This window comes from Streptomyces sp. NBC_00647 (assembly GCF_045207245.1).
In the GTDB taxonomy this organism is placed as follows: Bacteria; Actinomycetota; Actinomycetes; order Streptomycetales; family Streptomycetaceae; genus Streptomyces.
In genome coordinates this window covers 3,460,570-3,486,511 of the sequence record NZ_CP109040.1, presented here as the reverse complement: position 1 = coordinate 3,486,511, position 25,942 = coordinate 3,460,570, and the positions used below count along the sequence as shown (strand labels likewise).

Genomic DNA, 25,942 nt, shown 5'->3' with positions numbered 1-25,942 from the left:
TTCCGGCGGTTCCCGCTGTCCTGGCCGTGCCGGCTGTCCTGGCCGTTCCCGTCGCGCCGGCCGCCCATGCCCTCCCGTTCGTCCTGGTCCTACCGGCCCTTCGGGTCGGTCAGGTCGATCAGGCGGCACACCGTCTCGATGTCTATCTTGACCTGGGCGATCGAGGCGCGGCCCGAGAGCCAGGTGATCAGGGCCGAGTGCCAGGTGTGCTCGATGACGCGGACGGCGGAGAGCTGGGCCGGCGTCGGGTCGTCGAGGCCCATCGCGTCGAGGATGATCACCGTGGTCTGCCGCGAGACCTGGTCGACCTCGGGGCTGACGCTGCGGTCCGCGAAGGTGAGCGCGCGGACCATGGCGTCGGCCAGGTGCGGCTCCCGCTGGAGGGCGCGGAACGCCCGCATCAGGGTCTCCGCCACCCGCTCCGCGGCCGTGTCCCCGGCCGGCGGCTTCTTGCGCAGCGTGCCGTGCATGTGCTCCAGCTGGTCCTGCATCGTGGCGACCAGCAGATGCACCTTCGAGGGGAAGTAGCGGTACAGCGTGCCGAGAGCGACCTGCGAAGACTCCGCGACCTCGCGCATCTGCACGGCGTCGAAGCCGCCCCGGCTGGCCAGCTGCGCGCTGGCGTGCAGGATCCGGCGACGGCGCGCCTCCTGCCGCTCGGTGAGCGGGGGAGAGGCGGGATGTGCGATGGGGTGCGGGGTGGAGCGCGCGGGGGTGGACGGCGTGGCGGGCGTGCCGGCCCCCGGCGCCGGTCGCGCGTTCTTCGAGTCCGCCTTGGCTTCCGCAGGCATGGGTCCGTTCCGTGACATCAGCGAGAGGGAGCGACGAGTCAGCATGGCAGGGTGTGTCACTGCCGTGCCGACCAGCCGACCCCGCCGCGCCGTCGTGGCGTGAATCACCTGATCCACCACTCACAGCGGCGCTACCTGCCGGTAGATTCAGTGCTCCTTGAACGATCAAGTCTGAAACTTGTTCTAGATTAGCGTCCCGGCGTAATCTCGCGGGAAAGTGCAGGGAGAAGGGGACCGGAAGTGACCGCTGAGGCCATGGAGGCGGGCCCCGGGAAGGGCGCGGCAGCCGACGGGGACCAACCCCTGCGCATCGCGCTCCTCACCTACAAGGGCAACCCGTTCTGCGGCGGCCAGGGTGTGTACGTACGGCACCTCTCGCGCGAACTCGCCCGACTCGGTCACCGCGTCGAGGTCATCGGCTCCCAGCCCTACCCCGTGCTCGACGAGGGTCTTCCCGAGCTGAGCCTCACCGAGCTGCCCAGCCTCGACCTGTACCGCCAGCCCGACCCCTTTCGCACTCCTGCGAGGGGCGAGTACCGGGACTGGATCGACGCCCTCGAGGTCGGCACCATGTGGACCGGCGGCTTCCCCGAGCCGCTGACCTTCTCGCTGCGCGCCCGCCGGCATCTGCGCGCCCGGCGCGGCGAGTTCGACGTCATCCACGACAATCAGACGCTCGGATACGGCCTGTTGGGGGATGTCGGCGCCCCGCTGGTGACCACCATCCACCACCCCATCACCGTCGACCGGCAGCTGGAGCTGGACGCCGCCGAGGGCTGGCAGCGCCGCGCGTCCGTCCGCCGCTGGTACGCCTTCACCCGCATGCAGAAGCGCGTCGCGCGCCGTCTGCCGTCCGTGCTCACCGTCTCCGGCACCTCCCGCCAGGAGATCGTCGACCATCTGCGGGTCGAGCAGGACCGCATCCACGTCGTCCACATCGGCGCGGACACCGACCTCTTCTCGCCGGATCCGTCCGTGCCCCAGGTGCCCGGCAGGATCGTCACCACGTCCAGCGCGGACGTGCCGCTCAAGGGCCTGGTGTTCCTGGTCGAGGCGCTCGCGAAGGTGCGCACCGAACACCCCGGCGCGCACCTCGTCGTCGTCGGCAGGCGCGCCGAGGACGGACCGGTCGCCCAGGCCATCGAGCGGTACGGCCTCGACGGCGCCGTCGAGTTCGTCAAGGGCATCTCCGACGCCGAACTCGTCGACCTCGTCCGCTCGGCCGAGGTCGCCTGCGTGCCCTCCCTGTACGAGGGCTTCTCCCTGCCCGCCGCCGAGGCGATGGCCACGGGGACGCCGCTGGTGGCCACCACCGGCGGAGCGATCCCGGAGGTCGCGGGCCCCGACGGCGAGACCTGCCTGGCGGTTCCGCCGGGCGACTCGGGGGCGCTGGCGGCGGCCCTGAGCCGGCTCCTCGGCGACCCGGAACTGCGGGCGCGGCTCGGCTCCGCCGGGCGCGAACGCGTCCTCGCGCGCTTCACCTGGGCCAAGGCGGCCGAGGGCACGGTGGCCCACTACCGCGAGGCGATGGCCCTCCCCGCGTCCCGGTCCCGCTCGCGGAGGGCGACCCCCGCCGCGGGCACGGCCGGGCGCGGCATCACGCCCGGCCCCGAACACTCGGCGGCCCCGGGCCCCGACCGCTCCGAGGCCGCGGACAGGACTCCCGCCGCCGAAGAACTAGTTGCAGCCAACCGCGAAAGCAGGGCCACGTGCTGACCGTCGACTTCTCCCGGTTCCCGCTCGCCCCGGGCGACCGCGTTCTGGACCTCGGATGCGGTGCCGGCCGGCACGCGTTCGAGTGCTACCGGCGCGGCGCGCAGGTCGTGGCGCTGGACCAGAACGGCGAGGAGATCCGCGAGGTCGCGAAGTGGTTCGCGGCGATGAAGGAGGCCGGGGAGGCGCCCGCCGGCGCCACCGCGACGGCCATGGAGGGCGACGCGCTCGCGCTGCCCTTCCCCGACGAATCCTTCGACGTCGTGATCATCTCCGAGGTCATGGAGCACATCCCGGACGACAAGGGCGTTCTCGCCGAGATGGTCCGCGTGCTCAAGCCGGGCGGCCGTATCGCCATCACCGTGCCGCGCTACGGGCCGGAGAAGGTCTGCTGGACGCTGTCCGACGCGTACCACGAGGTCGAGGGCGGCCACATCCGCATCTACAAGGCGGACGAACTGCTCGGGAAGATCCGCGAGGCCGGCCTGCGGCCCTACGGCTCCCACCACGCCCACGCGCTGCACTCGCCGTACTGGTGGCTGAAGTGCGCGTTCGGCGTCGACAACGACAAGGCGCTGCCCGTGCGGGCGTACCACAAGCTGCTGGTCTGGGACATCATGAAGAAGCCGCTGGCCACCCGGGTGGTCGAGCAGGCGCTCAACCCGCTGATCGGCAAGAGCTTCGTGGCGTACGCGACCAAGCCGCACCTGCCCGAGCTCGCCGAGCCGACCGCCGCCGCGACGACCGCCCCCGAGGCGGACGCCACGTGACCACTCCCCGGACAGAACACCTCGTCCTGCCCGGGGTCCTCACCGACGAGGAGGCCGCCGCCACCGTGCGCGGGATCCTCGCGGTGCAGCGCCCCGACGGAGCCATCCCCTGGTTCCGCGGCCACCACCTCGACCCGTGGGACCACACCGAGGCCGCCATGGCGCTCGACGCGGCCGGGGAGCACGAGGCGGCCGAGCGCGCCTACGCGTGGCTGGCACGGCATCAGAACGCGGACGGATCCTGGTACGCGGCGTACGCCGACGGGGACTTCGAGGACGTCACCGACCGCGGCCGGGAGACCAACTTCGTCGCGTACATCGCGGTGGGCGTCTGGCACCACTACCTGGCGACCGGCGACGACATGTTCCTGGACCGCCTGTGGCCCGCCGTCTACGCGGCCGTCGAGTTCGTCCTGCGGCTCCAGCAGCCGGGCGGGCAGATCGGCTGGAAGCGCGAGGACGACGGGACCGCGGTCGAGGACGCGCTGCTGACCGGGAGCTCCTCCGTCCACCACGCGCTGCGCTGCGCGCTCGCCATCGCCGAGCAGCGCGAAGAGCCGCAGCCCGACTGGGAGTTGGCCGCCGGAGCACTGCGGCACGCGATCCGGCGCCACCCGGAGCGGTTCCTGGACAAGGACCGCTACTCCATGGACTGGTACTACCCGGTACTCGGCGGAGCGTTGACGGGCGCCGAGGCCAAGGCCCGCATCGAGGAGGGCTGGGACCGCTTCGTGGTGCCCGGCTTCGGGGTCCGCTGCGTGGTTCCCAACCCGTGGGTGACCGGTGGTGAATCGGCCGAACTCGCCCTCGCCCTCTGGGCGGTGGGCGAGTCCGACCGCGCCCTGGAGATCCTCCAGTCCATCCAGCACCTGCGCGATCCGAAGACCGGTCTGTACTGGACGGGTTACGTCTTCGAGGACCGGGCCATCTGGCCCGAGGAGCTCACCACCTGGACGGCGGGCTCCCTGCTGCTGGCGGTCGCCGCCCTTGGCGGCGACGAGGCCACCTGCGCGGTCTTCGGCGGCGAGCGCCTTCCGACCGGCCTGGACCCCGACTGCTGCGACCTGACCCGCTGAACCGTCCGGACGGTCCGGAGCCGCCGGGCCGTCCGGAGGCTCCGGGCCGTCGGCACGCTCCGGTCCGTCGGGATGCTCATGCTCCGGACCGTCGGTTCCGTCAGTGCCGGTGCATGCGGTTGGCGACCGCGTGGCCCACGAACAGGTAGACGACGGCGGCGAGACCGTAGCCGGCGACGACGCGCGCCCACTGCTCGTCGAAGGTGAACAGGTCACGCGACCAGCCGGCCAGCCAGCTTGCCGCGTCATGGATGAACTGCACGAGGTCGTTGCCGGGGTTGGCGTCGAGCAGGTACATCAGAATCCAGAGACCGAGGATGACGGCCATAACATCCGCGACGATCGCGATGACCGTCCCCGCCTGATTCGAGCCGTTGCGATATCTAGGGGACATGACCAGCGGGTTGCCCGTCAATCCTGGATGAAACCCGAACGGGTGGGCCCGAGTGGCATGGCCGCCGCGGCCGGGTGAGGCTGCCGGGGAGCGCCGTGTCGCCCCGGGACCGGGGAGAACCGGCGGACCGGGGAGAACCGTTCCCTCATCCGGAGGATCCCGTGCCCGTACCGATGCGGCGCCTGATAGTGGCGCTGACCCTCTGCTGCGCCCTGCTCGGCGGTACCACAGCATGTGGTGGCGGCGGCTCCGGGCAGGACACCGCCGCCGTGGTGCAGGCGGCCGCCACCCCGACCCCGACCACCTCCGCGGAGAAGCAGAAGTTCGCCAAGACCCGGTTCGTGGCGAACGCGGGGCTCGCGGCGGGCGCCACCTACCAGTGGATCGTCAAACCCTGGAAGGCGGGCAAGTTCAAGAAGGGCGCCAAGGGCCGCAGGGTCGCCCTGGTCAAGGCCGGGCTGGCGGGCGCCTTCGCGTACAACCGGCTCAAGGCCGCCACGAGGAACGCCCAGGGCGACCCCACGCTCTCCAAGGCCCTCGCCCCGCTCGCCGCGGGCATCGAGGCGCTCAAGGACCTGCCCGCCAAGCTGCGCAAGGGCGACTCCACCGACGCCGTGGCGAACTCCTTCGACGACGTCATCAACAAGGTGAAGGCGGCCGGGAAGAGCGCGGGCGCCGAGGTCAAGGACCAGGTGCCGTCGGCGTCCCAACTCAGCGGCGGCTAGGCGGATTCGGCGGTCGGGCCGCTCGGGCGGTCGGGGGCGCTCCGGCGGTCGGGCCGCTCCGGTGGCCGGGTTCCCCTCCGAGGGCCGGACCGCCTGGGGCAGCTCGGTCCGTCCGGCGGCCGGGGCCCGGGGAGCGCGCCCGCGCCCGGCCGGCGACCCTCGGCGTGATCCGGTCCGCCGCCACAGCTAGGAGTTCAGCTCGGCCAGGACACGCAGTGTGTGCGGGTCCGGGGACAGGACCAGCAGGTCGGTTACCGGGCCCTTGCGCCACAACTCCAGCCGCTCGGCGATGCGTTCACGCGGTCCGACGAGCGAGATCTCGTCCGCGAAGGCGTCCGGCACGGCCAGCACGGCCTCCTCGCGACGCCCTTCGAGGAACAGCCGCTGGATCCTGCGGGCCTCCTCCTCGAAGCCCATCCGGGCCATCAGGTCGGCGTGGAAGTTGCGGGCCGCGTGCCCCATCCCGCCGATGTAGAAGCCGAGCATCGCCTTGACGGGCAGCAGTCCTTCGGCGACGTCGTCGCAGACGTGCGCGCGGGCCATCGGCGCCACGAGGAAGCCGTCGGGCAGATCGGCGAGCGAGGCCTCGTACGCCCCCGGACGCGTCGGCGACCAGTACAGCGGCAGCCAGCCGTCCGCGATCCGGGTCGTCTGCGCGATGTTCTTCGGGCCCTCGGCGCCGAGCAGGACGGGCAGTTCGGCCCGGAGCGGGTGCGTGATCGGCTTCAGCGCCTTGCCGAGTCCTGTGCCGTCGGCGCCCCGGTACGGGTGGGAGTGGAAGCGTCCGTCCAGCTCGACCGGCCCCTCGCGCCGGAGGACCTGGCGCACGACATCGACGTACTCCCGGGTCGCGGTCAGCGGCGATCTGGGGAACGGCCGCCCGTACCAGCCCTCGACGACCTGAGGTCCCGACAGACCGAGGCCGAGCATCATGCGTCCGCCGGAGAGATGGTCGAGGGTGAGCGCGTGCATCGCGGTGGTGGTGGGTGAGCGGGCGGCCATCTGCGCGATGGCCGTGCCGAGCAGGATGCGCTCGGTGTGGGCGGCGATCCAGGTGAGCGGAGTGAAGGCGTCCGAGCCCCACGACTCCGCGGTCCACACCGAGTGGTAGCCGAGCCGCTCCGCCTCCTGGGCGAGCGGCAGATGGTCCGCCGAGGGGCCGCGCCCCCAGTAGCCGAGCGCGAGACCGAGCCGCATGTCGCCTCCAGAAGCAGAGTCCTGACGGTCCGTCAGATCGTGGGGTGCTGCGACTGTACGACAACGGCCCCCCGCCGGAAAGGGCGAGGGGCCGGTGCCACGGCGATGAGGCGGGGTCAGCCGCGCTGGATCCCCGAGGTGTCCTGCAGCACGCCACGACGACCGTCCTGCGTCTGCGCCACCAGGGTCGCGCCGCGCTGCTCGACGGCCAGGTACCAGGTGCCCGGCGCCAGTTCGGCGATCGGCGCCTGGGCGCCGTCCTCCGAGAACAGCGGCCGCGCCACCGGAACGGCGAACCAGAACGGCGAGAAGTCCTGCGCGGGCTGCTGCGTCTGCGGGGCCGACGGCTGGCTCGGCTGCCCGCCGAACGGCTGCCCCTGCTGCGGCTGCGGCGGCTGGGCACCGTAGGGCTGCTGACCGGGCTGACCCGGCTGACCCGGCTGCGGGGCTCCCGGGTACCCGTAACCACCCTGCGGCTGACCGCCGTAGGGCAGGGGGGCCGGCGGCTTGGGGGCGCCGACGAGGGCGACCTGGAGCGCGGGGACGAGCGGGGTGGCCACGGCGGCACCGGCCAGGACCAGGGTGGCGATGAGGCCGAGGATGGCGCCGGTGCCGGCGTCCGGGCCGGTGGAGCCCAGGCCGAAGTTGTTGCCGCCGCCGGCCGGGTCGAAGATGTTGCCGAGTGCGCTCCACGCCGCGAAGACCGTGAAGGCGATGCCGAACTGGCCGAGGTCGAGGCCGACGACCTTGGGGGCCTGCGGCAGACCGCGCGCGACGACGATGAGTGCCGCGCCGATGATGCCCGCCAGGAAGACGCTCATCAGAAGCGGCGCGCTTCCCCAGGCGTTCGGCATGTCGACGCCCGAGGCACCGTCGGAGGAGTAGATGTCGAGGAACGAGGCGATGAACAGCAACACCGCTGCTCCGATCACCACGCCGTCGCCTCTAGTGAGGGAGCGGATATTCACTTCAGGTCCTTCGTCAGTCGTCTCGTCATCGATGGAGGCATCGCTGCTCGCCGTGTCGCCGTCATGGTGTCGCCGTCGGGACTCGGTGTGAAGCTTGGGGGTGGCCCTTTATCGTACGGACGACACTATCGTCCGTACGATCCGGGTGTCCGCCGGGTTCGGTCCGTAGATCACTACCCGTGCAGGAAACTCACGATTCCCTCAGAGATCCCCCGTGCCGCCTTCTGCCGCCATGCGCTACTGGTGAGCAGCGCAGCGTCCTTGGTATCGCGCATGTTGCCGCACTCGATGAACACCTTCGGAACCGTTGACAGATTGAGACCGCCGAGATCCTTCCGGACCACCAGTCCGGTGCCGTCGCCGATGTAGTTGGAGGGCGCGCTGCCCGTCTCGCGGACGAACAGACCCGCGACGCGCTCACCCAGGTCGCGGGAGGAGTCGACGATCGGGCGGGTGTCGGCGGCGTTCGCGTGCACCGATCCCGGAAGGATCACGTGGAAGCCGCGGTTGCCGGCCGCCGATCCGTCGGCGTGGAGGGAGACGACCGCGTCCGCGTGCGCCGCGTTGCCGATGCGGGCCCGCTCGTCGACGCAGGGACCCCAGGAGCGGTCGCCGTCCTGGGTGAACTTCACCGTGGCGCCCTGCTCTTCGAGGATCTTCCGCATCCGGTGCGCGACGTCGAGGGTGAACCGGGCTTCCGTGTAACCCGCGTTGGTCGACGTGCCGGTGGTGTCGCACTCCTTCGAGTTCGTCCCGATGTTCACCTGGCGGTTGATCTCGGACGCGTGCCGGAAGTTGCCGGGGTTGTGCCCCGGATCGATGACGACGACCTTGCCCTTGAGGGAGCCGGAGGCGGCGGGCCGGGAGGAGGACGGCGCAGGGGCCGACGACTTGCCCGGCTTGCCGTCGTCCGTCGTCGAGGCGGACGGACGCGCGGAGGGGGAGGCGGGACCGGGCGCGGAGGACGACGACCCGGGAACGGCCCGGTCGGACCCTCCTTCCGAATCGTCCCCCACAGCCTGCCACACCAGCCAGCCGGCCAGTGCGCCGGGTACGAGCGCGGCGAGCGCGACGGTGAGAGGTCCGCGCCGGGAGCGGCGCGGCTGGGGCGGATCGAAGTCAGGGCCTACGTACGACACGTCAGCGACTCTAACCGGGCCCTCAGATCCCTGCTCCGGTTCGCCGCAGGACGCGCAGCGAGTCGGTCACCGCGATCTCGGTGAACGCGCCTGATTCCAGGGCCCGGAGATAGACGCGGTAGGGAGCCTGGCCGGTGAACTCGTCGGCGGGGTCCGGGAACACGTCGTGGATCACCAGGAGGCCGCCCTCGGCGACATGCGGTGCCCAGCCCTCGTAGTCGCCGCTCGCGTGCTCGTCGGTGTGGCCGCCGTCGATGAACACGAGACCGAGGGGCGTGCGCCAGAAGGCGGCGATCTGCGGGGAGCGGCCCACCAGCGCGACCACGTGCTCCTCGAGGCCCGCCCGGTGGAGCGTGCGGCGGAACGTGGGGAGCGTGTCCATGAGGCCGATCTCCGGGTCCACCGTGGACGGGTCGTGGTACTCCCAGCCCGGCTGCTGCTCCTCGCTGCCCCGGTGGTGGTCGACGGTGACCGCGGTCACCCCGGCCTCGCGCGCCGCGTCGGCGAGCAGGATCGTGGAGCGGCCGCAGTAGGTGCCGACCTCCAGGAGCGGCAGCCCGAGCCGGCCGGCTTCGACGGCCGCCTCGTACAGCGCGAGTCCCTCACCCCGGGGCATGAACCCCTTCGCGGCCTCGAAGGCGGCGAGGATCTCGGGCTTGGGTGCCGCGGGCATGGGGTCTCCTCCATCGGGTGGGAACAGTGCGTGCGGATGTCCGGCGCGGACGTCGGGTCCGGACGTCCGGTGTCGGCCTCCGGTGTCGGCATCGGCGCGCACGAACCGGGCGTACGGGTCCTGACCGCCGCCCCATCGTGCACCACACCCCCGCCGCGTGGGCGGCGGGGGTGTGAATGATCACTCGGCGGCGGGTCCGGCGTCAGGCGGTGACGTCGGCGTTCTCGCCCGGCAGCGACAGGTCGAGGGCGACCGGCCGGTCGTCGCCCGTGTGGGTCGCCGACGAGGCGAGCGGGCCGTGGCCGGTGGCCCGGGCGGCGAGCACGTACGGGCCCTGGGCCGGCACGGCGAGCGCGTAGCTGCCGTCCTCGGCGGAGAGCGTGGCGCCCGCCTGGCGTCCGCGCCGGTCGATCAGGGTGACCTTGGCGCGGGCGACCGGGGCGCCCTCGGAGTTCAGGACCCGGCCGCGGAAGCCGCCGAGCACTTCGTGCGCCCGCTCCAGTGCGGCGTCCTCCTCGCTGCTGGCACGCAGCTGGGGCTTGGTCGCCGGGGGCCGGCCGGGCAGGAACAGGGCCATGAGCAGGCCGACCGCGACCGCGCCCGTGGCGATCAGGAAGGACACGCGGAAGCCGTGCATCGTCGGGACCGCGGCCCCGCCGACGTGGTTCGCCGTGTTGGCGAGCACCATGCCGATGACGGCGCTCGACACGGACGTACCGATGGAACGCATCAGCGTGTTCAGGCCGTTCGCCGCGCCCGTCTCCGAGGCCGGGACGGAGCCGACGATCAGGGCGGGCAGCGAGGAGTAGGCGAGGCCGATGCCCGCGCCCAGGACGACCGCGATGACCAGGGACTGCCAGGCGGCGCTCATCAGGCCGAGGCCCGCGCCGTAGCCGATCGCGATGATCACCATGCCGATGATCAGCGTGACCTTCGGGCCGTACTTCGCCGACAGCCGGGCGTACACGGGTGCCGTGACCATCATCGTCAGGCCGAGCGGTGCCACGAGCAGACCCGCGGTCACCATCGACTGGCCGAGGCCGTAGCCGGTGGACGTCGGGAGCTGGAGCAGCTGCGGCAGGACCAGCGAGACGACGTAGAAGGAGACGCCGACCATGATCGAGGCGAGGTTGGTGAAGAGGACCGCGGGGCGGGCCGTGGTGCGCAGGTCGACCAGCGGGGCCTTCAGGCGCAGCTCCATCACGCCCCACAGCAGGAGCACGGCGACCGACGCGCCGAACAGGCCGAGCGTGGTGGGCGCGGTCCAGCCCCAGTCGCTGCCCTTGGTGATCGGCAGCAGGAAGAGCACGAGCCCGGCCGACAGGCCGATCGCGCCCAGCACGTCGAAGGTGCCCTCGGCGCGCATCGGGGACTCCGGCACGAAGACGAGGGTGAGGACGATCGAGAGGACGCCGAGGCCCGCGGCGCCGTAGAAGAGGGCGTGCCAGTCGGCGTGCTGGGCGACGAGGGCCGCGGCGGGCAGCGCGAGCCCGCCGCCCACGCCGATGGAGGAGCTCATCAGGGCCATCGCGGAGCCGAGCTTCTCGCGGGGCAGCATGTCGCGCATCAGGCCGATGCCCAGCGGGATCGCGCCCATCGCGAAGCCCTGGAGGGTACGGCCCGCGATCATCGGGAGCAGAGTGCTGCTCAGCGCGCTGACCAGGGCGCCGACCACCATCACGGCCAGGCTGGTGAGCAGCATGCGCCGCTTGCCGAAGAGGTCGCCGAGGCGGCCCATGATCGGCGTGGCCACGGCCCCCGAGAGAAGGGTCGAGGTCAGGACCCAGGTGGCGTTGCTGGGCTCGGTGCTCAGCAGCGTCGGCAGGTCCTTGATGACCGGGACGAGCAGGGTCTGCATCACCGCGACAACGATGCCCGCGAAGGCGAGCACCGGCACGGTCGCGCCGCTCGGCCTCCGTGCGGGCTGGTCGGTCGTCGTGTGCGTCATCGCGTGGGGCCTCCAGGCCGTAAGGAAGGGGGGTGCTCGGGAGAGAAGCGAGCGGTGATCCGTGCGGGATGCGGGGACGGTCGGTCGGGTGATCCGTGCGGACACGGGGACGTCGGTCAGGTGATCCGTGCGGGATACGTGCAGGGGGAACCCGGTGCGCCTGGGCAACTATTCCGATGCTTCGGCGTACTAACGAATTCTTGACCGATCCATGGGTATCTGACCTACCGTCAGAATGAAACGTGTTCTAGTCTGGCGCGGATCCACGCACCTTGGGCCTTTGGGGAGGCACGCATGGGCATCGCGATCACGCCGGAGCAGCGGGAGCTGGCCGAGGCCGTACGCGGCTGGATCGCCCGGGCCGTGCCGCCCGAGGAGGTCCGCAAACTCCTGGACGCCCCCGGCAGCGGCAGGCCACCGTTCTGGGACGCGCTCGCCGCACAGGGGCTCCTCGCCGCGCACCTTCCCGAGGCGTACGGCGGTGGCGGCGGCGACCTCGTCGACCTCGCCGTCGTCGTGGAGGAGGCCGCGCGGGCGGCGCTGCCGGGACCGTTCGTCGCGAACGTCCTGGCGTCGGCGGTACTGACGGCGGAGGCTGCCGGGGGAACGGGCGATGCCGTACGAGCGGCGGGGCGCGGGGATCTCGTACGGGCCCTGGGCTGCGGGGAGCGCATCGGCGCCGTCGCGTTCGGTGCCGGCTCCCTGACGGCCCGGGCGGCGGACGGCGGGTACGTGCTCGACGGGACGGCGCCCCCCGTGCTGTCCGGCGCCGACGCGGACGTGCTCCTCCTGGCGGCGTCGTGCGACGGGAGGACGGTGCCCGGCGACGGCAGGGCGGCCCGAGGAGCCGTGGCGTCCCGCCTCGGCGCGGAGGCGGGTGCGGACATGTCGTCCGATGGTGCCGCGCCACCGGGAAGAGGCGGCTCGTCCGGCAGGGGGACGGTGCCCGGCGGAGAGGCGGCGGCAGGCGGGGGGACGGTGTCCGGCGGAGAGGCGGCGGCAGGCGGGGGCGGGGCGCCGGACGACGGCACGGCGTCCCCCGGAGAGGCCGTGTCCGGGGGCGTCCTCTGGCTGGTCGTGGACGCCGCCGATCTCGTCGTCCGGGCGCACGAGAGCGCCGATCCGACGCGGGCGACCGCCGAGGTCCGGGCGGAGAGGGTGAGGGTTCCCGCCGGCCGCGTCCTCGCGGTCGACCCGTCGCTGGTGCGGGACCTCGCCGCCGTCGTCCTCGCCGCGGACGCCTGCGGCACCGCGACATGGGCGCTGGACGCGGCGGCCGGGCACGCCAAGGTCCGCGAGCAGTTCGGCCGGCCCATCGGGCACTTCCAGGGTGTCAAGCATCTGTGCGCCGACATGCTCGTACGGCTGGAGCAGGCGAGGGCCCTCACCTGGGACGCGGCACGCGCCGGACAGGAGCCTTCCGGAATCGGGCAGGAGTCGTCCGGCGTACGAGAGTTGGTGGCGTCCCTCGCGGCCGGAGCCGCCCTCGACGCCGCCTGCTCCTGCGCCAAGGACTGCGTCCAGATCCTCGGCGGCATCGGGTTCACCTGGGAGCACGACGCCCATCTGTATCTGCGCCGGGCCTTGGTTGCACGGCAGCTGCTCGGGTCGGGAAGCGGACACCTGCGGCGGGCCGCGCGACTCGCGCGCGGCGGCGTACGGCGCGAACTGCGCCTGGAACTGCCGCCGGAGGCGGACGCGTACCGGGCCGAGGCCCGTCGGGTGATCGACCGGGTGCGGGGGCTCGGTCCCGCGGCCGTACGCCGGTCCCTGGCCCCCACCGGACACGCCGCCCCGCATCTGCCCCCGCCGTACGGACTCGGCGCGGGACCCGTCCAACAGCTCGCCGTGCAGCAGGAGTTGGCGGCGGCGGGGGTGCGGATCAGTGACCTGGGGATCGCGACCTGGGTCGTGCCGTCCCTCATCGCGTACGGCACCGGCACGCAGCAGGAGCGCTATCTGCTGCCCACCCTGCGGGGCGACCTGCTCTGGTGCCAGCTCTTCTCGGAGCCGGGCGCCGGTTCCGACCTCGCCTCGCTGCGGACCCGCGCCGAGCGGACGGCCGACGGGCGGTGGCGGATCAACGGGCAGAAGGTGTGGACGAGCGCGGCGCAGTGGGCCGACCACGGGATCCTCCTCGCCCGGACGAACCCGGCGGCACCCAAGCACAAGGGGCTCACCTACTTCGTCGTCGACATGAAGAACACGCGCGGCATCGACATCCGCCCCCTGAAGGAGATCACCGGGGACTCCCTCTTCAACGAGGTCTGGTTCGACGACGTGCTGCTGCCCGCGGACGCGGTCGTCGGCGAGGTCGACGACGGCTGGCGCGTCGCCCGCAACACGCTCGGCAACGAACGCGTCCACATGGCCGACCAGTTGACCTTCGACACGGGCCTCGAGGCCCTGATCTCCGCCGACGCGGACGACTCCCGGCTGGGAGCCCTGCTCGCCGAGGCGCACGCGCTGGCCTGCATCGGCCTGCGCACCACCCTCCGGCAGGTCTCCGGCGAGGAACCGGGCGCTGGCGCGTCCGTGCGGAAGCTGGTGCAGACCGCGCACCAGCAGAAGGTCGCCGAACTCGGGCTCGAACTCCTCGGCCCCGAGGGCGCGTTGCGCGAAGGCCCGGGTGAGCGGGCCGTGCACGGATTCCTGCTCTCCCGCTGTCTGACCATCGCGGGCGGCACCACCCAGGTCCAGCTCAATGTCGTCGCCGAGCGCATCCTCGGCCTGCCACGAGACTAGGAACGCCATGAGGACGTACATCGTCGGTGTCGGCATGACCAGGTTCGAGAAGCCCGAGACCCGGGACCGGCAGTACTGGGACATGGTCCGGGAAGCCGGCTCCAACGCCCTGGCCGACGCGGGGATCTCGTACAAGGACGTGGAGCAGGTCCCAGTCGGCCACTGCTTCCAGGCGTCCACCGCAGGTCAGCGCGCCGCCTACGAACTCGGCCTGACCGGCGTGCCCGTCTACAACGTCAACAACAACTGTGCCACCGGGGCGAGCGCGTTGATGCTGGCCCGGCAGTTCGTGGAGGGCGGGATCTCCGACTGCGTCCTCGCTCTGGGCTTCGAGAAGATGAAGCGGGGAGCCCTCGGCTCGGGCGCCGACGGCGGGGACTTCGCGACCTCGCCCGTCGCCCGCCACTACGGGATCATGGCCGCCCGGCACGGCTTCGAGATGTCCCCGCCCACCGCGCAGATCTTCGGTGACGCGGCCCGCGAACACATGGAGCGGTACGGCACCACGGAGGCTCAGCTGGCCGCCGTCGGAGCCAAGAACCACCGCCACTCGGCTCACAACCCCTACGCCCAGTTCCAGGACGTGTACTCCGTCGACGAGATCCTCGCCGCCAAGGCCGTGCACCGGCCGCTGACCAAGCTCCAGTGCTCGCCCACCTCGGACGGAGCCGCCGCTGCCGTCGTCGTGTCCGAACGGTTCGCCGAACGGCACGAGTTGGGGGACAGGGCGGTCGAGATCGTCGCCCAGTCGATGACCACCGACACCGAGGAGTCCTTCGCCTCCGGCTCCTGCATCGACGTAGTCGGACAGCCGATGTCGCGGGAGGCCGCGCGCCAGGTCTACGAACACTCCGGACTCGGCATCGAGGACGTGGACGTCGTGGAACTCCACGACTGCTTCTCGATCAACGAACTGCTGACCTACGAGGCGCTCGGCATGTGCGCGGAGGGAGAATCGGGCGAACTCGTCGAGTCGGGCGCGACGACGTACGGCGGACGGTGGGTGGTGAACCCCTCGGGCGGGCTGATCTCCAAGGGCCATCCCCTGGGAGCGACCGGGATCGCCCAAGTGGCCGAACTCGTATGGCAGTTGAGAGGGCAGGCCGAAGCGCGGCAGGTGCCGGGGGCGCGGGTCGGACTCGCCCACAACATCGGACTGGGCGGCGCCGCGGTGGTCACGCTGCTGCGCGCCGGGACCTGAGCGGGCACCGCGTCCTCAGCCGACGTGGTGCCCGTCCGGGCCCCGGGGCCGGGACGGAGTCGGGTCCCGGTGCCGGCCCCGGTGCAGGTGCCGGTCCGGAGTGGGTGCCGGGTGGGTGCCGGTGCCGGGCCGCGGGCCCGCTCGCTGACCCGCGGGAGGTCCTAGGTCCCGTGACGCACGCTCGCCTGCGTCGAAATCCCGATGCAGGGGCGTAGGCCGCTTGAGAGCATGACACCCATGCTCCGAGCCGCTGAAGACTCCCGCGTCACCGCACGCAGCGCGCCACCCACTTGGGTGGTGGTCGCGCTCGCGTGCGCGGGACAGTTCCTGGTCGTCCTGGACGTGTCCGTCGTCAACGTGGCCCTGCCGTCCATGCGGACCGACCTGGGGCTGAGCGCGCCGGGGCTCCAATGGGTGGTGAACGCCTACTCGATCGCCTTCGCGGGATTCATGCTCCTCGGCGGGCGGGCCGGGGACCTGTACGGGCGCAAGCGGATGTTCCTGGTGGGTCTCGCGCTCTTCACGCTCGCCTCGGTCGGCGGCGGCCTCGCCCAGGAGGGCCCCCAGCTCCTGGTCGCGCGGGCCGTGCAGGGACTGGGAGCGGCGGTCCTCGCGCCCTCGACCCTGACCATCCTGACGTCGGCCGTCCCGGAGGGCGCCGCACGCGCGCGAGCCATCGCCACCTGGACCGCCGTGGGCGCCGGTGGCGGCGCGGCGGGCGGACTCGTCGGCGGGCTGCTGGTCGACGGGCTGTCGTGGCGCTGGGTGCTCCTCATCAACGTGCCCGTCGGCGCGGTGGTGCTGGCCGGGGCGGCACGCTGGCTGGTCGAGAGCAGGGCCGGGGACGGGCGCCGGCTCGACCTGCCGGGCGCGCTCCTGGTGACGGCGGGACTCGCCACCCTGGCGTACGGGATCGTGCAGACCGAGGCCGAGGGGTGGACGGCGGCGGCGACGCTCGTGCCCCTCTGCGCGGGAGCGGCCCTCATCGGCCTCTTCCTGGTCGTCGAGGCGCGGACCAAGGCGCCGCTCATGCCGCTGAAACTGCTGCGGCTGCGGTCCGTGTCCTCGGCGAACGCGGCCATGTTCGTCTCCGGCTCCGCGATGTTCTGCATGTGGTTCTTCATGACGCTGTACGCGCAGAACGTGCTCGGCTACTCGCCGCTGGACGCCGGCCTCGCCCTGGTGCCCAGCTCGCTCGCCGTGGTCATCGGCTCGAAGCTGGCGCCGCGCCTCATGCCGGTCATCGGGGCGCGCAATGTGGCGGTCCTCGGCACCCTCCTGGCCGCGGCCGGCTTCGGCCGCCAGTCCACCATGACGGCGGACGGTTCGTTTCTCACGGCGGTGATGCTCCCGGGCGTCCTGATGATGGCCGGCGCGGGCCTGGCCGCGACCCCGCTGGCCGCGATCGCGACCTCGGGGGCCGCTCCGGAGGACGCGGGACTGGTGTCGGGCCTGGTCAACACCTCACGGGTGATGGGCGGTTCGCTGGGGCTCGCGATCATGTCCACGATCGCCGCCGCCCGTACGGGAGGCAGCGTCTCCGGGGAGGCGCTGACCGCGGGATACGCCCTGGCGTTCCGCGTGAGCGGCGTGCTGCTGCTGGTCGGCGCTGTGTTGATGTTCGTCTGGCTGCCGCGGAAGAACCCACGTATGTGAGGCAACGAAAACCGATCCTCGCGGACTCCTTCAAACATCTAGGAGGTGCTCATGGGGGATCGGAAACAGGCTCGGGACGAGGAGTTCCGGAATTTCGTCGTCGGCCGCTGGCCGCGGCTGATGCGTACGGCATATCTCCTGACGGGGGAGCAGCACGCCGCAGAGGACCTGGTCCAGACGACGCTGGAGCAGGTGTACGTGGCCTGGCGCAGGGTCGGCGCGGCCGACGAACCCGAGGCGTACGTACGGCGCGTGATGATCAACGCGCACGCTCGCAGGCACCGCCGAAAACTCAAGGAGTTCCTCGCCCCGAAGGACGACTCGGGCCTGACGCGCGAGCTCCCCGACAGCGGTGACCCGATCGCCCGGGCCGACGACCGCGGCGCCCTGCTCACGGCACTCGCCCAACTGCCCCCGCGCCAGCGCCAGGCGGTGGTCCTTCGCTACTGGGAGGACCTCAGCGAGAGCCGGACGGCCGAGGCGATGGGCTGCTCGGTGGGCGCGGTGAAGAGCAACGCGGCCAAGGGGATCGCGAAGCTCCGGGTGATACCGGGCCTGGCCGACACGGTGACGCACGGAGGGCGGAAGTGATGAGCGCGAACCGGGAGACGAACCACGACATGGCGACGGACAGGGACATCGCCCTCCTGCTGGCCGAGGCCGCGGACGAGGTCGAGATCGGCATAGCCCCCTACCAGGCGGTGCTGCGCGGCGGCCGCCGCCGCAAGGCGCGCCGCTGGGCGACGGCGGCAGCGGCGGCCCTCGTCATCGCCGGTTCCACGGGGACGCTGGCGCTGGCCGGGGGGACGGGCGACGACGGCAACAGGGTCAGGCCGGCCGTCACCGCGCCGCCGACTCCGGATCGGCGGCATGTGTACGACCCGCAGATGACCACGCTGGCCAGGGCGCGGGACAACGGCAAGGACTGGACCGTCAGCATCATGGTCTGGGATGCGCCGAAGAACGAGGCGGAGGCGCAGTACCAGCGGACCCTGATGGGCGAATACGGCCTCACGCCGACGGCCACCGAGGTCGCCTCGGACCTCATCGGCAAGAGCTGGATCTTCGTCCGGTTGCTCGTGGGCGACGGGGATCCGACGACGGTGCTGGACGGAGCGGTCGAGAAGGGCGACGCGGACGGGAGCACGGACGTCGAGGTCGTCTCGAAGTCCCCGTTGGAGACCGGCCGGTCCGGTGCGGCGGGAGCGGCTGAGCGGCTGGTGATCGGCAAGGTCGATCCGACCGCCCGGGACGTCACCTGCGTCTGGGACGACGGCACGTCGACCCGGGTTCCGATGGAGGAGGAGGGCGCCGGTCACGGCTGGGAACGCAAGTCGATGATCCACCGGGTCGCGGGTTCCCCGGCCAACTGGTTCGTGTGCCTCGCCCCGGAGGGCAGGACTTTCAAGGGGGCGCACATCGACGCGCTGACCTGAGGGCGGTGAGGTGAGCGGAGTCGGCGGGCGGGGCCGGGCGGGCCGAGCCTGGGACGGGCCGCGCCGGGGGCGGGACCGGTGGCGGGACCGGCGTCGGTGGAGGTCGGCGCCGGCCGCCCCGCTACAGCCAGCCCTGTTGGCGGGCTTCCCGCATCGCCTCCATGCGGTTGCGGGTGCCCGTCTTGCCGATGGCGGCGGAGAGGTAGTTGCGGACGGTCGACTCGGAGAGATGGAGCTTGCCGGCGATGTCGGCGACGGTCGCGCCGTCCGCCGAGGCCTTCAGTACGTCGCACTCGCGGGCGGTGAGCGGATTGGGCCCGGCGCTCAGCGCGGCGGCGGCGAGCGCCGGATCGATGACGGTCTCCCCGGTCAGCACCCGCCGGATCGCCTCGGCCAGTTCCTCCACGGGGCCGTCCTTGACCAGGAACCCGGCGGCGCCCGCCTCCATGGCCCGCCGCAGGTAGCCGGGGCGGCCGAACGTGGTGAGGATCAGCACCCGGCAGTCCGGCGCCTGCTCGCGCAGTTCGGCGGCGGCGTCCAGCCCGCTCATCCCCGGCAACTCGATGTCCAGCAACGCCACATCGGGCCGGCTGATCAGAGCCGCGTCCACGATCTCGTCCCCCGCGGACACCTGCGCGACCACCTCGATGTCCGCCTCCATCCCGAGCAGCAGAGCGAGTGCCCCGCGCATCATTCCCTGGTCCTCGGCGAGCAGGACACGGATGGACTTGGCGGGCCGGTGGTCCCGGGGCATTTCGTTCACGGGGCAAGGGTAGGTGGCGGGCGCCGGCACCGGCCCCTGCCGGCGGCCCTTCGGCCGGCGATCTTTCGGCCGCCGACTCCGAGGGGGCGGCCCTCGTCCCGGCGGCCTGTCGCCCCCCGGCCCAGGCATCGCGCCGGGGCCGGAGGTTCTTCTAGATCGACGCCTCCGTCAAGTCCGCAGCCTCCACCGGCAGTTCGGCCGCCACTTCGAAGCCGCCGCGGGGAGTCCGTCCCGCCCGCAGGGAGCCGCCCGCCGTGGCGAGGCGCTCGGTGAGGCCCTTGAGACCGGTGCCGCCGATACCCGGCTCGGGAGCGGCCGGGGAGGCGTCGGAGCCGTTGTCCGAGACGGTCAGGCGGACGAGGTCCGGCGTGCCGTCGACGGTGATCTCGCAGCGGGTCGCGTCACTATGGCGTACGACGTTGGTGACGGCCTCGCGGAGCACCCAGCCGAGCAGGGCCTCGGTCTGCGGGACGAGGGGTGGCCCCGACTGCCGTACGACCGGCTCCACACGCGCCGCGGACAGCGCCGAGCGGGCGCGGTCCAGCTCCGTGGCGAGGCTGCCCTCGCGATAGCCGGTGACCGCCTCGCGGATCTCCGTGAGGGCCTGCCGGCCGACCGACTCGATGTCCGTGACCTGTACGAGGGCCGCGTCCAGATCGCGGGGTGCCAGCCGGCGGGCCGCCTCCGACTTCACCACGATGACGGAGAGCGTGTGCCCGAGCAGGTCGTGCAGGTCGCGGGAGAAGCGCATGCGTTCCTTCTCGACGGCCCGGCGTGCCAGCTCCTCGCGCGCTTCGCGCAGTTCGCGCACCGCCTCGGAGAGGGACAGGATCGCGGCCGTCACCATCGTGGACAGGAACGTGCCGTAGGCGACGTTCACCGCGTCCCAGCCCGCCCGGACGACGGAGACCGCCGCGGCGAGCGCGGTCAGGCCGAGGCCGATCTGCCCGAGCCGGGGGCCGCGCAGGACCGCACCGGTGGCCAGTCCGAGCAGCGGGAAGAAGTACAGCCAGCTGCCGCCGTACCCGAGGGCCAGCGCGCAGGTGACGATACCCATCAGGACGAGCGCCACCCGGGTGGAGCGCGACTCCCGCGTCTTCTTCACGAACGCGCGGAACGTCACGTAGATGTAGAGGGAGTTGAAGACGAACAGGCCCAGGCCGCCGATCCAGGGCTGCGGTGTCGTGCCCTGGAAGAGGTTGGAGAAGGCGCCCATCCCCAGCAGCAGCCAGGGCAGCAGCGCGAAGCCGGTGGGCGGCGGGCCCGGGTTCTCGGGCATCTGGCCGCCGCTCCTGCGCGCGGCCCGCTGCTCGGCCTTGAACCGCGCCATGTCCGCCTTCCAGCGGATCCGCTCGGCCCGCCACACGCGGATCTGGCAGCCGAAGCCTCGCATCCAGGACATGTCCCGCTCCCCGTTCAGACGGTTCGTGCTGATCGACGGTACGAGACCACGGCGTACGAACCGAACGCCAGTAGCCAGGCGGTCAGAACCGCCACCGCTCCGAGGGCCGGCGCCCGGCCCTCCGTGACCGACACTCCCAGCTGCGCGAAGCGGTTCGTGGGCGTGTACGCGGCGATCGAGCGCAGCCAGCCGGGGAAGAGGGCGAGCGGGAACCACAGCCCGCCGACCACCGAGAGCCCCAGATTGCACACCATGTTCGCGACGCCGGTGGTCTGCGGGGTCAGCCGGTAGCCGTTGCCGAGCCCCAGCAGGGTGAAGGGGACCGAGCCGAGCCACAGCAGCACGGCCGTGGCCGCCCACTGCCAGGCGTCCAGCCGTACGCCGTTGACCAGACCGCCGGCCGCCAGCACCGCGATGATCGCGGGCAGCACGGTCACCGAGCCGGTCAGCGCCCGCCCGAGCACCACCTCGCGGGGTGTCATCGGCGTCACCCGCAGCTGCCGCAGCCAGCCGGTCCCCTTGTCCTCGGCGACCCCGCCACCGGTGTTCAGCGCCGAGCCCACCGCGCCGTACGCGGCCATGCCGACCATCGACGCCGTCCTCCACTCGCCGTCGTCGCCACCGTCGAGGTTGGTGAACAGCAGATACATCATCACCGGCATCGCGATGCCGCCGATCACGAAGCCGGTGTCGCGCAGCGTCCGGCGCACTTCGAGCCGCAGATAGTCGAACATCACACCTTCTCCGGGGCGCGTGAGGTGAGGGCCATGAACGCGTCGTCCAGGGACGCGGGGGCGACCTCCAGGCCGCGTATCGCGCCCAGCCCGGCCAGCGCGATCACCGTCGCGTCCGAGTCGTCCGTGCGCAGCCGGGCGCGCTCCCCGCGCACCTCCACGGCCACCACGCCGGGCAGCAGCGCCAGGTCCCGCGCGCCGCGTCCCGCCAGGTCGAAGGAGACCAGGCTGCGGCCCGCCGACCGCTTGAGCTGCTCCCCGGTCCCGTCCGCGACGATCCGCCCGCGGTCGATGACGACGATCCGGTCGGCGTGCGCGTCGGCCTCCTCCAGATAGTGCGTGGAGAAGAGCACCGTGTGACCGCGCCGGGCATACGCCCCCATCGACTCCCAGAACGCGTGCCGTGCCTCCACGTCGAGTGCGGCGGTCGGCTCGTCGAGCACGATCAGCGCGGGGTTCCCGGCGAGCGCCACCGCGAACCGCACCCGCTGCGTCTGCCCGCCGGACAGCCGGTCGACGCGCCGCCCCGCCAGCTCCGTGACACCCGCGAGGCGCAGCGCCTCGGCCACCGGCAGCGGCGCCGGATAGCGCCCCGCCACGAAGGAGACCAGCTCCTGGACGGTGACGCGCGGCACCGGCCGGGTGTCCTGGAGCATCGCGCCGACCCGTCCGGCGCGCACCGACTCCTCCGGGCGGCCTCCGAAGAGGGCCACCGAGCCCTCGTCCGGCTCGTCCAGGCCGAGCAGCAGCGAGATCGCGGTCGACTTGCCCGCGCCGTTGCGGCCCAGCAGCGCCACCGTCTCGCCGCACGCCACCTCGAGGTCGAGACCGGCCGCGGCGCGCACGTCGCCGAAGGTCTTGACCGCCCCCGTGAAGGACACGGCCGGTGGTGCCCCTGTCGTCCGCGTCCCCGAAGTCCGCGTCCCCGTCGTCTGTGTCATGGGAACGACGCTAGGGCCCAGGGGGCCCGCCCCGGCAGATGCACTTGTCGGCGATCGGCCGGGACAAATGTCACGGCCGGCCGTCGCGGCACGCGCTCGCCCAGGGCCGTCGCACCCCTTGGATCTGACATGGCGTCAGTAGTCTTCACAAGTAATGGGCGCTGGGCTATACAAGGGTTCGCCGGACTGGAACGCGTTCTAGAACGAGCGGGTTCCACGGCCCAGTGTCGACCTCGGTGCGGCCGACGGTGCGGACGGTCGCACCGAGGTCTTTCGCGCAGTCGAGTCAGGAGCCCCATGCCCATTGACGCCGCCAAGGCCGTAGCAGCGGAACCGCGGACCGGAGAGATCACCTGGAACCACAAGGACGTCCAGCTCTACCACCTGGGCCTGGGCGCCGGGATCCCCGCGACCGACCCCGACGAGCTGCGCTACACCCTCGAATCCCGGCTGCACGTCCTGCCGAGCTTCGCCACGGTGGCGGGCGCCGGATCGCCGGGCGTGATCAGCGGCCTCTCCATGCCCGGCGTCGACGTCGATCTCGCTCGCGTCCTGCACGGCGGCCAGACCGTCCGGCTGCACCGCCCGATCCCCGCCGAGGGCACGGCCACCGCCACCGGCCGCATCGCCGCGGTGTACGACAAGGGCAAGGCCGCGATCCTCGTCATGCGCACCGAAGTGGCCGACACCGAGGGCCCGTTGTGGACGAACGACGCCCAGATCTTCGTACGGGGCGAAGGCGGCTGGGGCGGCGACCGCGGCCCCAGCACCCGCCTCGAAGCACCGGTGGGCCCGCCGGACAGAACCGTCGAACGCCCGATCCGCGAGGACCAGGCCCTGCTCTACCGGCTCTCCGGGGACTGGAACCCGCTGCACGCCGACCCCGAGTTCGCCAAGCTCGCCGGATTCGACCGGCCCATCCTGCACGGGCTGTGCACGTACGGCATGACGCTCAAGGCCGTCGTCGACACCCTGCTCGGCGGTGATGTGGCCCGCGTCCGCTCGTACACCACCCGCTTCGCCGGAGTCGTCTTCCCCGGCGAGACCCTGCGCATCCGGATGTGGCGGCTCGACGGCGGGGTCCGGGTCGCGGTGAGCGCGGTCGAGCGGGACGACGCGCCGGTCCTCGCCGACACCGTCGTCGATCACACCTGACTGTCGTACGAACCGTCCTGAGGGGAGCCGCACCATGCGCGCAGCCGTACAGCACGAGATAGGCCAGGACAAACTCGAAGTCCTCGACGACGTCGAGGCGGTGGGCTTCGGACCCGGCAAGGTGCGCATCCGGGTGCGGGCCACGGGGCTGTGCCATTCGGACCTGTCCGCGATGAACGGCGTCCTGCCGCAGCCCGCGCCGTTCGTGCCGGGACACGAGGGCGCCGGCGAGATCACCGAAGTCGGCGACGGCGTCACCCATCTGAAGCCCGGCGACCGGGTCGTCATCTGCTGGCTCCCCGCCTGCGGCGTCTGTCCCGCCTGCAAGCGCGGTCAGACGGAACTGTGCCTGGCCGGGTTCATGAACGCGGGCACCCCCAACTTCAAGCGCCCCGGCGGCGACGTCTTCGGTTTCGCGGGCACCGGCACCTTCGCCGAGGAGGTCGTCGTCGACGCGGGCTGCGCGGTACCCATCCCCGACGACGTGCCCTTCGACATCGCCGCACTGATCGGCTGCGGCGTCACCACCGGACTCGGCGCCGCGCTCAACACCGCCGAGGTGGAGGCCGGTTCATCCGTCGCCGTCATCGGGTGCGGAGGCGTCGGCATCTCCGCGATCCAGGGCGCCCGGCTCAAGGGAGCCGCCGAGATCGTCGCCGTCGACCCGGTCGCCTCGCGCCGCGAGGCCGCGCTCGGGTTCGGCGCCACGAAGGCGGTCTCGCCCGACGAACTCGCCGACGCCAAGCAGTCGGTGACCGCGGGCGAGGGCTTCGACTACGTCTTCGAGGTCGTCGGCAAGTCCGCCACCGCACGCACCGCCTACGACCACACCCGCCGCGGCGGCACCCTCGTCGTCGTCGGAGCCGGCGCCATGGACGACTACCTCCAGCTCAACATGTTCGAGCTGTTCTTCGACGAGAAGCGCATCCTGCCCTCCATGTACGGCGGCGGGGACGTCCTGCGGTCCTACGAGCGGACCATCGCCCTGTGGCGCGCGGGCCGCATCGACCTCGAAGGCCTGATCACCCACCGGGTGCCGCTGGCCGAGATCAACGAGGCGCTCGACCAGATGCGTTCGGGCACCGCGCTGCGGACGTGCATCGAGATCTGACCCCCGCCGGCCACCGAAGGGCCGGGACAGCGGCCGGGCCCCCGCCCCGGGGCGGCTGAGGTCCCGGCCCCCGGGGTGTCCGCCGCGGGCCGGGGCCTCCACGACAACCGTTAAGGACCTTGATGTCACTGCCACTTGAAGGGCTCACCGCGATCGTCACCGGCGCGGGGAGAGGGCTCGGCCGGGCCGAGGCACTGGAACTCGGCCGGCTGGGAGCGGCCGTCGTCGTCAACGACTACGGGCAGCCCGGACGGGACGGCTCGGGCGAGTCCTCGGCCACCCCGGCCGAGGAGGTCGCCGCCGAGATCCGTGCGGCGGGCGGCCGTGCCGTCGCCCACACCGGGGACGTCGCCGACCACGAACAGGCCCGCGAACTGGTCGACCTGGCGGTCGCCGAGTTCGGGAAGCTGGACATCCTCGTCAACAACGCGGGCATCCTGCGCGACCGGATGGTCTTCTCGATGACCGAGGACGAGTGGGACTCGGTCATCCGGGTGCATCTCAAAGGCCACTTCAACACCACCCACTTCGCGTCCGTGCACTGGCGGGCCCGCTCCAAGGCGGCCGACGGACCCGTGTACGGGCGGATCGTGAACACCTCGTCGGAGGCGTTCCTCGCCGGATCCGCGGGACAGCCCAACTACGCGGCGGCGAAGGGCGGGATCGTCGGTCTGACCACCTCGACGGCACTGGCGCTCGCCAAGTACGGCGTCACGGCGAACGTCATCTGCCCTCGCGCCCGGACCCGTATGACGGAGGACGTCTTCGCCGGTTTCGGGCGGCCCGACGACGGCCTGGACCCGCTCGCCCCCGAGCATGTCGCCCCGCTCGTCGGCTATTTGGCCTCACCCGTCGCCGCGCACGTCAACGGCCAGCTCCTCGTGGTGCACGGCGGCATGATCGCGGTCGTCGAACGGCCGCGTGTGGCGGCGAAGTTCGACAGCAAGCAGGACACCTTCAGCCACGACGAACTCGACGCGCTGCTCACGCCGTACTACGCGGACCGGCCGGGCGGCGAGACGTTCGCGGCGGCGGAGGTGCTGGGGCTGAAGCGGGACAGCGAGGGCTCTCCCCGCTGAGCGGAGCTGCTCGAGCCCCACACGGGAACGGCCCCGCTCGTCATGGTGCGAGCGGGGCCGTCTGCCGGTTCGGCGTGCCGTCTGCCTGGTCAGGCCGTCGTCGTGCCCGTCTGGCCGGACGGCTTGCGGTGGCGGCCCTGAGGGGTCGCCTCGCCGTCACGGCCGGAGACCGGCCCACGGTGCTTGCCGTGGCCTTCGGAGCGGATCGCCGACGTCTCGTGGACGTCCGTGGCCTGCGCTTCCATGGTGCTGATGTCGTTCATCGAAATGTTCACCCCGTTGACAAGATTCTTCTTTGCAGCCGGGGGATTTTAACGTGCCGTCA

24 protein-coding genes are annotated in these 25,942 nt (G+C 72.2%); 12 read left to right on the top strand and 12 right to left on the bottom strand.

The genetic code is table 11. The features are described from left to right. Positions 1–89: 89 nt before the first annotated feature. The gene (locus OG788_RS15380; RefSeq protein ID WP_351539541.1) at positions 90–791 is read right to left on the bottom strand and encodes a TetR family transcriptional regulator; all 702 of its coding nucleotides are present in this window, start codon (positions 789–791) and stop codon (positions 90–92) included. 240 nt (positions 792–1,031) lie between these two features. Here OG788_RS15380 and OG788_RS15375 point away from each other — a divergent pair, with 240 nt between their 5' ends. Genes OG788_RS15375 through OG788_RS15365 form a run of 3 tightly spaced genes read left to right on the top strand, consistent with a single transcriptional unit; the run spans position 1,032 to position 4,350 of the window. After that, complete coding sequence (locus tag OG788_RS15375; RefSeq protein ID WP_406371366.1) at positions 1,032–2,507, top strand: glycosyltransferase family 4 protein; 1,476 nt, start codon at positions 1,032–1,034, stop codon at positions 2,505–2,507. Continuing rightward, positions 2,501–3,274 (top strand): class I SAM-dependent methyltransferase, encoded by a 774-nt coding sequence (locus tag OG788_RS15370; RefSeq protein WP_406371364.1) that lies wholly within the window; start codon positions 2,501–2,503, stop codon positions 3,272–3,274. The genes OG788_RS15375 and OG788_RS15370 overlap by 7 nt, the downstream gene beginning before the upstream one ends. Next, positions 3,271–4,350: a prenyltransferase/squalene oxidase repeat-containing protein gene (locus OG788_RS15365; protein WP_351539549.1), complete on the top strand. Its 1,080-nt coding sequence runs from the start codon at positions 3,271–3,273 to the stop codon at positions 4,348–4,350. The genes OG788_RS15370 and OG788_RS15365 overlap by 4 nt, the downstream gene beginning before the upstream one ends. Before the next feature lie 100 nt (positions 4,351–4,450). Here OG788_RS15365 and OG788_RS15360 read toward each other — a convergent pair whose 3' ends face one another. Further along, the gene (locus OG788_RS15360) at positions 4,451–4,744 is read right to left on the bottom strand and encodes a hypothetical protein (protein WP_351539552.1); all 294 of its coding nucleotides are present in this window, start codon (positions 4,742–4,744) and stop codon (positions 4,451–4,453) included. A gap of 161 nt (positions 4,745–4,905) precedes the next feature. Here OG788_RS15360 and OG788_RS15355 point away from each other — a divergent pair, with 161 nt between their 5' ends. Continuing rightward, positions 4,906–5,469, top strand: a complete 564-nt coding sequence (locus OG788_RS15355; RefSeq protein ID WP_406371362.1) for a hypothetical protein — start codon at positions 4,906–4,908, stop codon at positions 5,467–5,469. 186 nt (positions 5,470–5,655) lie between these two features. Here the strand turns inward: OG788_RS15355 and OG788_RS15350 are convergent, their stop codons facing one another. The 5 genes from OG788_RS15350 to OG788_RS15330 all read right to left on the bottom strand — a co-directional run bounded on the left by OG788_RS15350 (position 5,656) and on the right by OG788_RS15330 (position 11,394). Continuing rightward, complete coding sequence (locus OG788_RS15350; protein WP_406371361.1) at positions 5,656–6,666, bottom strand: LLM class F420-dependent oxidoreductase; 1,011 nt, start codon at positions 6,664–6,666, stop codon at positions 5,656–5,658. A 116-nt stretch (positions 6,667–6,782) separates the two neighbouring features. Beyond that, positions 6,783–7,634, bottom strand: coding sequence for a hypothetical protein (locus tag OG788_RS15345; RefSeq protein WP_406371359.1), 852 nt, complete (start codon positions 7,632–7,634; stop codon positions 6,783–6,785). A gap of 173 nt (positions 7,635–7,807) precedes the next feature. Continuing rightward, positions 7,808–8,773: an N-acetylmuramoyl-L-alanine amidase gene (locus OG788_RS15340; RefSeq protein ID WP_406371357.1), complete on the bottom strand. Its 966-nt coding sequence runs from the start codon at positions 8,771–8,773 to the stop codon at positions 7,808–7,810. A gap of 22 nt (positions 8,774–8,795) precedes the next feature. Then, positions 8,796–9,446: a class I SAM-dependent methyltransferase gene (locus OG788_RS15335; protein WP_351539567.1), complete on the bottom strand. Its 651-nt coding sequence runs from the start codon at positions 9,444–9,446 to the stop codon at positions 8,796–8,798. A 202-nt stretch (positions 9,447–9,648) separates the two neighbouring features. Then, positions 9,649–11,394 carry an MFS transporter gene (locus tag OG788_RS15330; RefSeq protein ID WP_406371355.1) on the bottom strand — a complete coding sequence of 582 codons (1,746 nt, stop codon included), beginning with the start codon at positions 11,392–11,394 and terminating at the stop codon, positions 9,649–9,651. Positions 11,395–11,688: 294 nt separating this feature from the next. Between OG788_RS15330 and OG788_RS15325 the strand changes: the two genes are divergently transcribed. The 5 genes from OG788_RS15325 to OG788_RS15305 all read left to right on the top strand — a co-directional run bounded on the left by OG788_RS15325 (position 11,689) and on the right by OG788_RS15305 (position 18,432). Beyond that, a complete protein-coding gene (locus tag OG788_RS15325; protein WP_406371353.1) occupies positions 11,689–14,139 on the top strand; it encodes an acyl-CoA dehydrogenase in 2,451 nt (816 codons plus the stop codon). Positions 14,140–14,146: 7 nt separating this feature from the next. Continuing rightward, complete coding sequence (locus OG788_RS15320) at positions 14,147–15,340, top strand: lipid-transfer protein (RefSeq protein WP_406371351.1); 1,194 nt, start codon at positions 14,147–14,149, stop codon at positions 15,338–15,340. A 228-nt stretch (positions 15,341–15,568) separates the two neighbouring features. Beyond that, entirely contained in the window at positions 15,569–16,996 is a 1,428-nt protein-coding gene (locus OG788_RS15315; protein ID WP_406371349.1) for an MFS transporter, read from the top strand. Positions 16,997–17,047: 51 nt separating this feature from the next. Beyond that, positions 17,048–17,587, top strand: a complete 540-nt coding sequence (locus tag OG788_RS15310) for a SigE family RNA polymerase sigma factor (RefSeq protein WP_406371348.1) — start codon at positions 17,048–17,050, stop codon at positions 17,585–17,587. Next, positions 17,587–18,432 carry a hypothetical protein gene (locus OG788_RS15305; RefSeq protein WP_406371346.1) on the top strand — a complete coding sequence of 282 codons (846 nt, stop codon included), beginning with the start codon at positions 17,587–17,589 and terminating at the stop codon, positions 18,430–18,432. The genes OG788_RS15310 and OG788_RS15305 overlap by 1 nt, the downstream gene beginning before the upstream one ends. Positions 18,433–18,553: 121 nt before the next feature. Here the strand turns inward: OG788_RS15305 and OG788_RS15300 are convergent, their stop codons facing one another. The 4 genes from OG788_RS15300 to OG788_RS15285 all read right to left on the bottom strand — a co-directional run bounded on the left by OG788_RS15300 (position 18,554) and on the right by OG788_RS15285 (position 22,272). Then, positions 18,554–19,186: a response regulator gene (locus OG788_RS15300; protein WP_406376762.1), complete on the bottom strand. Its 633-nt coding sequence runs from the start codon at positions 19,184–19,186 to the stop codon at positions 18,554–18,556. A gap of 160 nt (positions 19,187–19,346) precedes the next feature. Next, the gene (locus tag OG788_RS15295) at positions 19,347–20,597 is read right to left on the bottom strand and encodes a sensor histidine kinase (RefSeq protein ID WP_406371344.1); all 1,251 of its coding nucleotides are present in this window, start codon (positions 20,595–20,597) and stop codon (positions 19,347–19,349) included. Between the two features lie 14 nt (positions 20,598–20,611). Continuing rightward, entirely contained in the window at positions 20,612–21,331 is a 720-nt protein-coding gene (locus OG788_RS15290; RefSeq protein WP_406371342.1) for an ABC transporter permease, read from the bottom strand. After that, on the bottom strand, positions 21,331–22,272 hold the full coding sequence (locus tag OG788_RS15285) for an ATP-binding cassette domain-containing protein (RefSeq protein ID WP_406371341.1): 942 nt from the start codon (positions 22,270–22,272) through the stop codon (positions 21,331–21,333). Before OG788_RS15285 ends, OG788_RS15290 begins: the two co-directional genes overlap by 1 nt. 297 nt (positions 22,273–22,569) lie before the next feature. Between OG788_RS15285 and OG788_RS15280 the strand changes: the two genes are divergently transcribed. The 3 genes from OG788_RS15280 (at position 22,570) to OG788_RS15270 (ending at position 25,617) form a co-directional block, all read left to right on the top strand. Further along, the gene (locus OG788_RS15280) at positions 22,570–23,427 is read left to right on the top strand and encodes a MaoC/PaaZ C-terminal domain-containing protein (RefSeq protein ID WP_406371340.1); all 858 of its coding nucleotides are present in this window, start codon (positions 22,570–22,572) and stop codon (positions 23,425–23,427) included. Positions 23,428–23,461: 34 nt separating this feature from the next. After that, positions 23,462–24,538: a Zn-dependent alcohol dehydrogenase gene (locus OG788_RS15275; protein ID WP_406371338.1), complete on the top strand. Its 1,077-nt coding sequence runs from the start codon at positions 23,462–23,464 to the stop codon at positions 24,536–24,538. Positions 24,539–24,660: 122 nt separating this feature from the next. Continuing rightward, positions 24,661–25,617 (top strand): 3-oxoacyl-ACP reductase, encoded by a 957-nt coding sequence (locus OG788_RS15270; RefSeq protein WP_406371336.1) that lies wholly within the window; start codon positions 24,661–24,663, stop codon positions 25,615–25,617. An 89-nt stretch (positions 25,618–25,706) separates the two neighbouring features. Here the strand turns inward: OG788_RS15270 and OG788_RS15265 are convergent, their stop codons facing one another. Further along, on the bottom strand, positions 25,707–25,880 hold the full coding sequence (locus OG788_RS15265; protein WP_351539607.1) for a hypothetical protein: 174 nt from the start codon (positions 25,878–25,880) through the stop codon (positions 25,707–25,709). Positions 25,881–25,942 lie beyond the last annotated feature (62 nt).

Bases quoted from the DNA above. Each gene is read 5' to 3' on its own strand.
- OG788_RS15380 (WP_351539541.1), bottom strand. From the start codon at position 791: ATGCCTGCGGAAGCCAAGGCGGACTCGAAGAACGCGCGACCGGCGCCG.
- OG788_RS15360 (WP_351539552.1), bottom strand. From the start codon at position 4,744: ATGTCCCCTAGATATCGCAACGGCTCGAATCAGGCGGGGACGGTCATC.
- OG788_RS15350 (WP_406371361.1), bottom strand. From the start codon at position 6,666: ATGCGGCTCGGTCTCGCGCTCGGCTACTGGGGGCGCGGCCCCTCGGCG.
- OG788_RS15335 (WP_351539567.1), bottom strand. From the start codon at position 9,446: ATGCCCGCGGCACCCAAGCCCGAGATCCTCGCCGCCTTCGAGGCCGCG.
- OG788_RS15330 (WP_406371355.1), bottom strand. From the start codon at position 11,394: ATGACGCACACGACGACCGACCAGCCCGCACGGAGGCCGAGCGGCGCG.
- OG788_RS15325 (WP_406371353.1), top strand. From the start codon at position 11,689: ATGGGCATCGCGATCACGCCGGAGCAGCGGGAGCTGGCCGAGGCCGTA.
- OG788_RS15320 (WP_406371351.1), top strand. From the start codon at position 14,147: ATGAGGACGTACATCGTCGGTGTCGGCATGACCAGGTTCGAGAAGCCC.
- OG788_RS15315 (WP_406371349.1), top strand. From the start codon at position 15,569: ATGACACCCATGCTCCGAGCCGCTGAAGACTCCCGCGTCACCGCACGC.
- OG788_RS15310 (WP_406371348.1), top strand. From the start codon at position 17,048: ATGGGGGATCGGAAACAGGCTCGGGACGAGGAGTTCCGGAATTTCGTC.
- OG788_RS15305 (WP_406371346.1), top strand. From the start codon at position 17,587: ATGAGCGCGAACCGGGAGACGAACCACGACATGGCGACGGACAGGGAC.
- OG788_RS15300 (WP_406376762.1), bottom strand. From the start codon at position 19,186: ATGCCCCGGGACCACCGGCCCGCCAAGTCCATCCGTGTCCTGCTCGCC.
- OG788_RS15295 (WP_406371344.1), bottom strand. From the start codon at position 20,597: ATGTCCTGGATGCGAGGCTTCGGCTGCCAGATCCGCGTGTGGCGGGCC.
- OG788_RS15290 (WP_406371342.1), bottom strand. From the start codon at position 21,331: ATGTTCGACTATCTGCGGCTCGAAGTGCGCCGGACGCTGCGCGACACC.
- OG788_RS15285 (WP_406371341.1), bottom strand. From the start codon at position 22,272: ATGACACAGACGACGGGGACGCGGACTTCGGGGACGCGGACGACAGGG.
- OG788_RS15280 (WP_406371340.1), top strand. From the start codon at position 22,570: ATGCCCATTGACGCCGCCAAGGCCGTAGCAGCGGAACCGCGGACCGGA.
- OG788_RS15275 (WP_406371338.1), top strand. From the start codon at position 23,462: ATGCGCGCAGCCGTACAGCACGAGATAGGCCAGGACAAACTCGAAGTC.
- OG788_RS15270 (WP_406371336.1), top strand. From the start codon at position 24,661: ATGTCACTGCCACTTGAAGGGCTCACCGCGATCGTCACCGGCGCGGGG.
- OG788_RS15265 (WP_351539607.1), bottom strand. From the start codon at position 25,880: ATGAACGACATCAGCACCATGGAAGCGCAGGCCACGGACGTCCACGAG.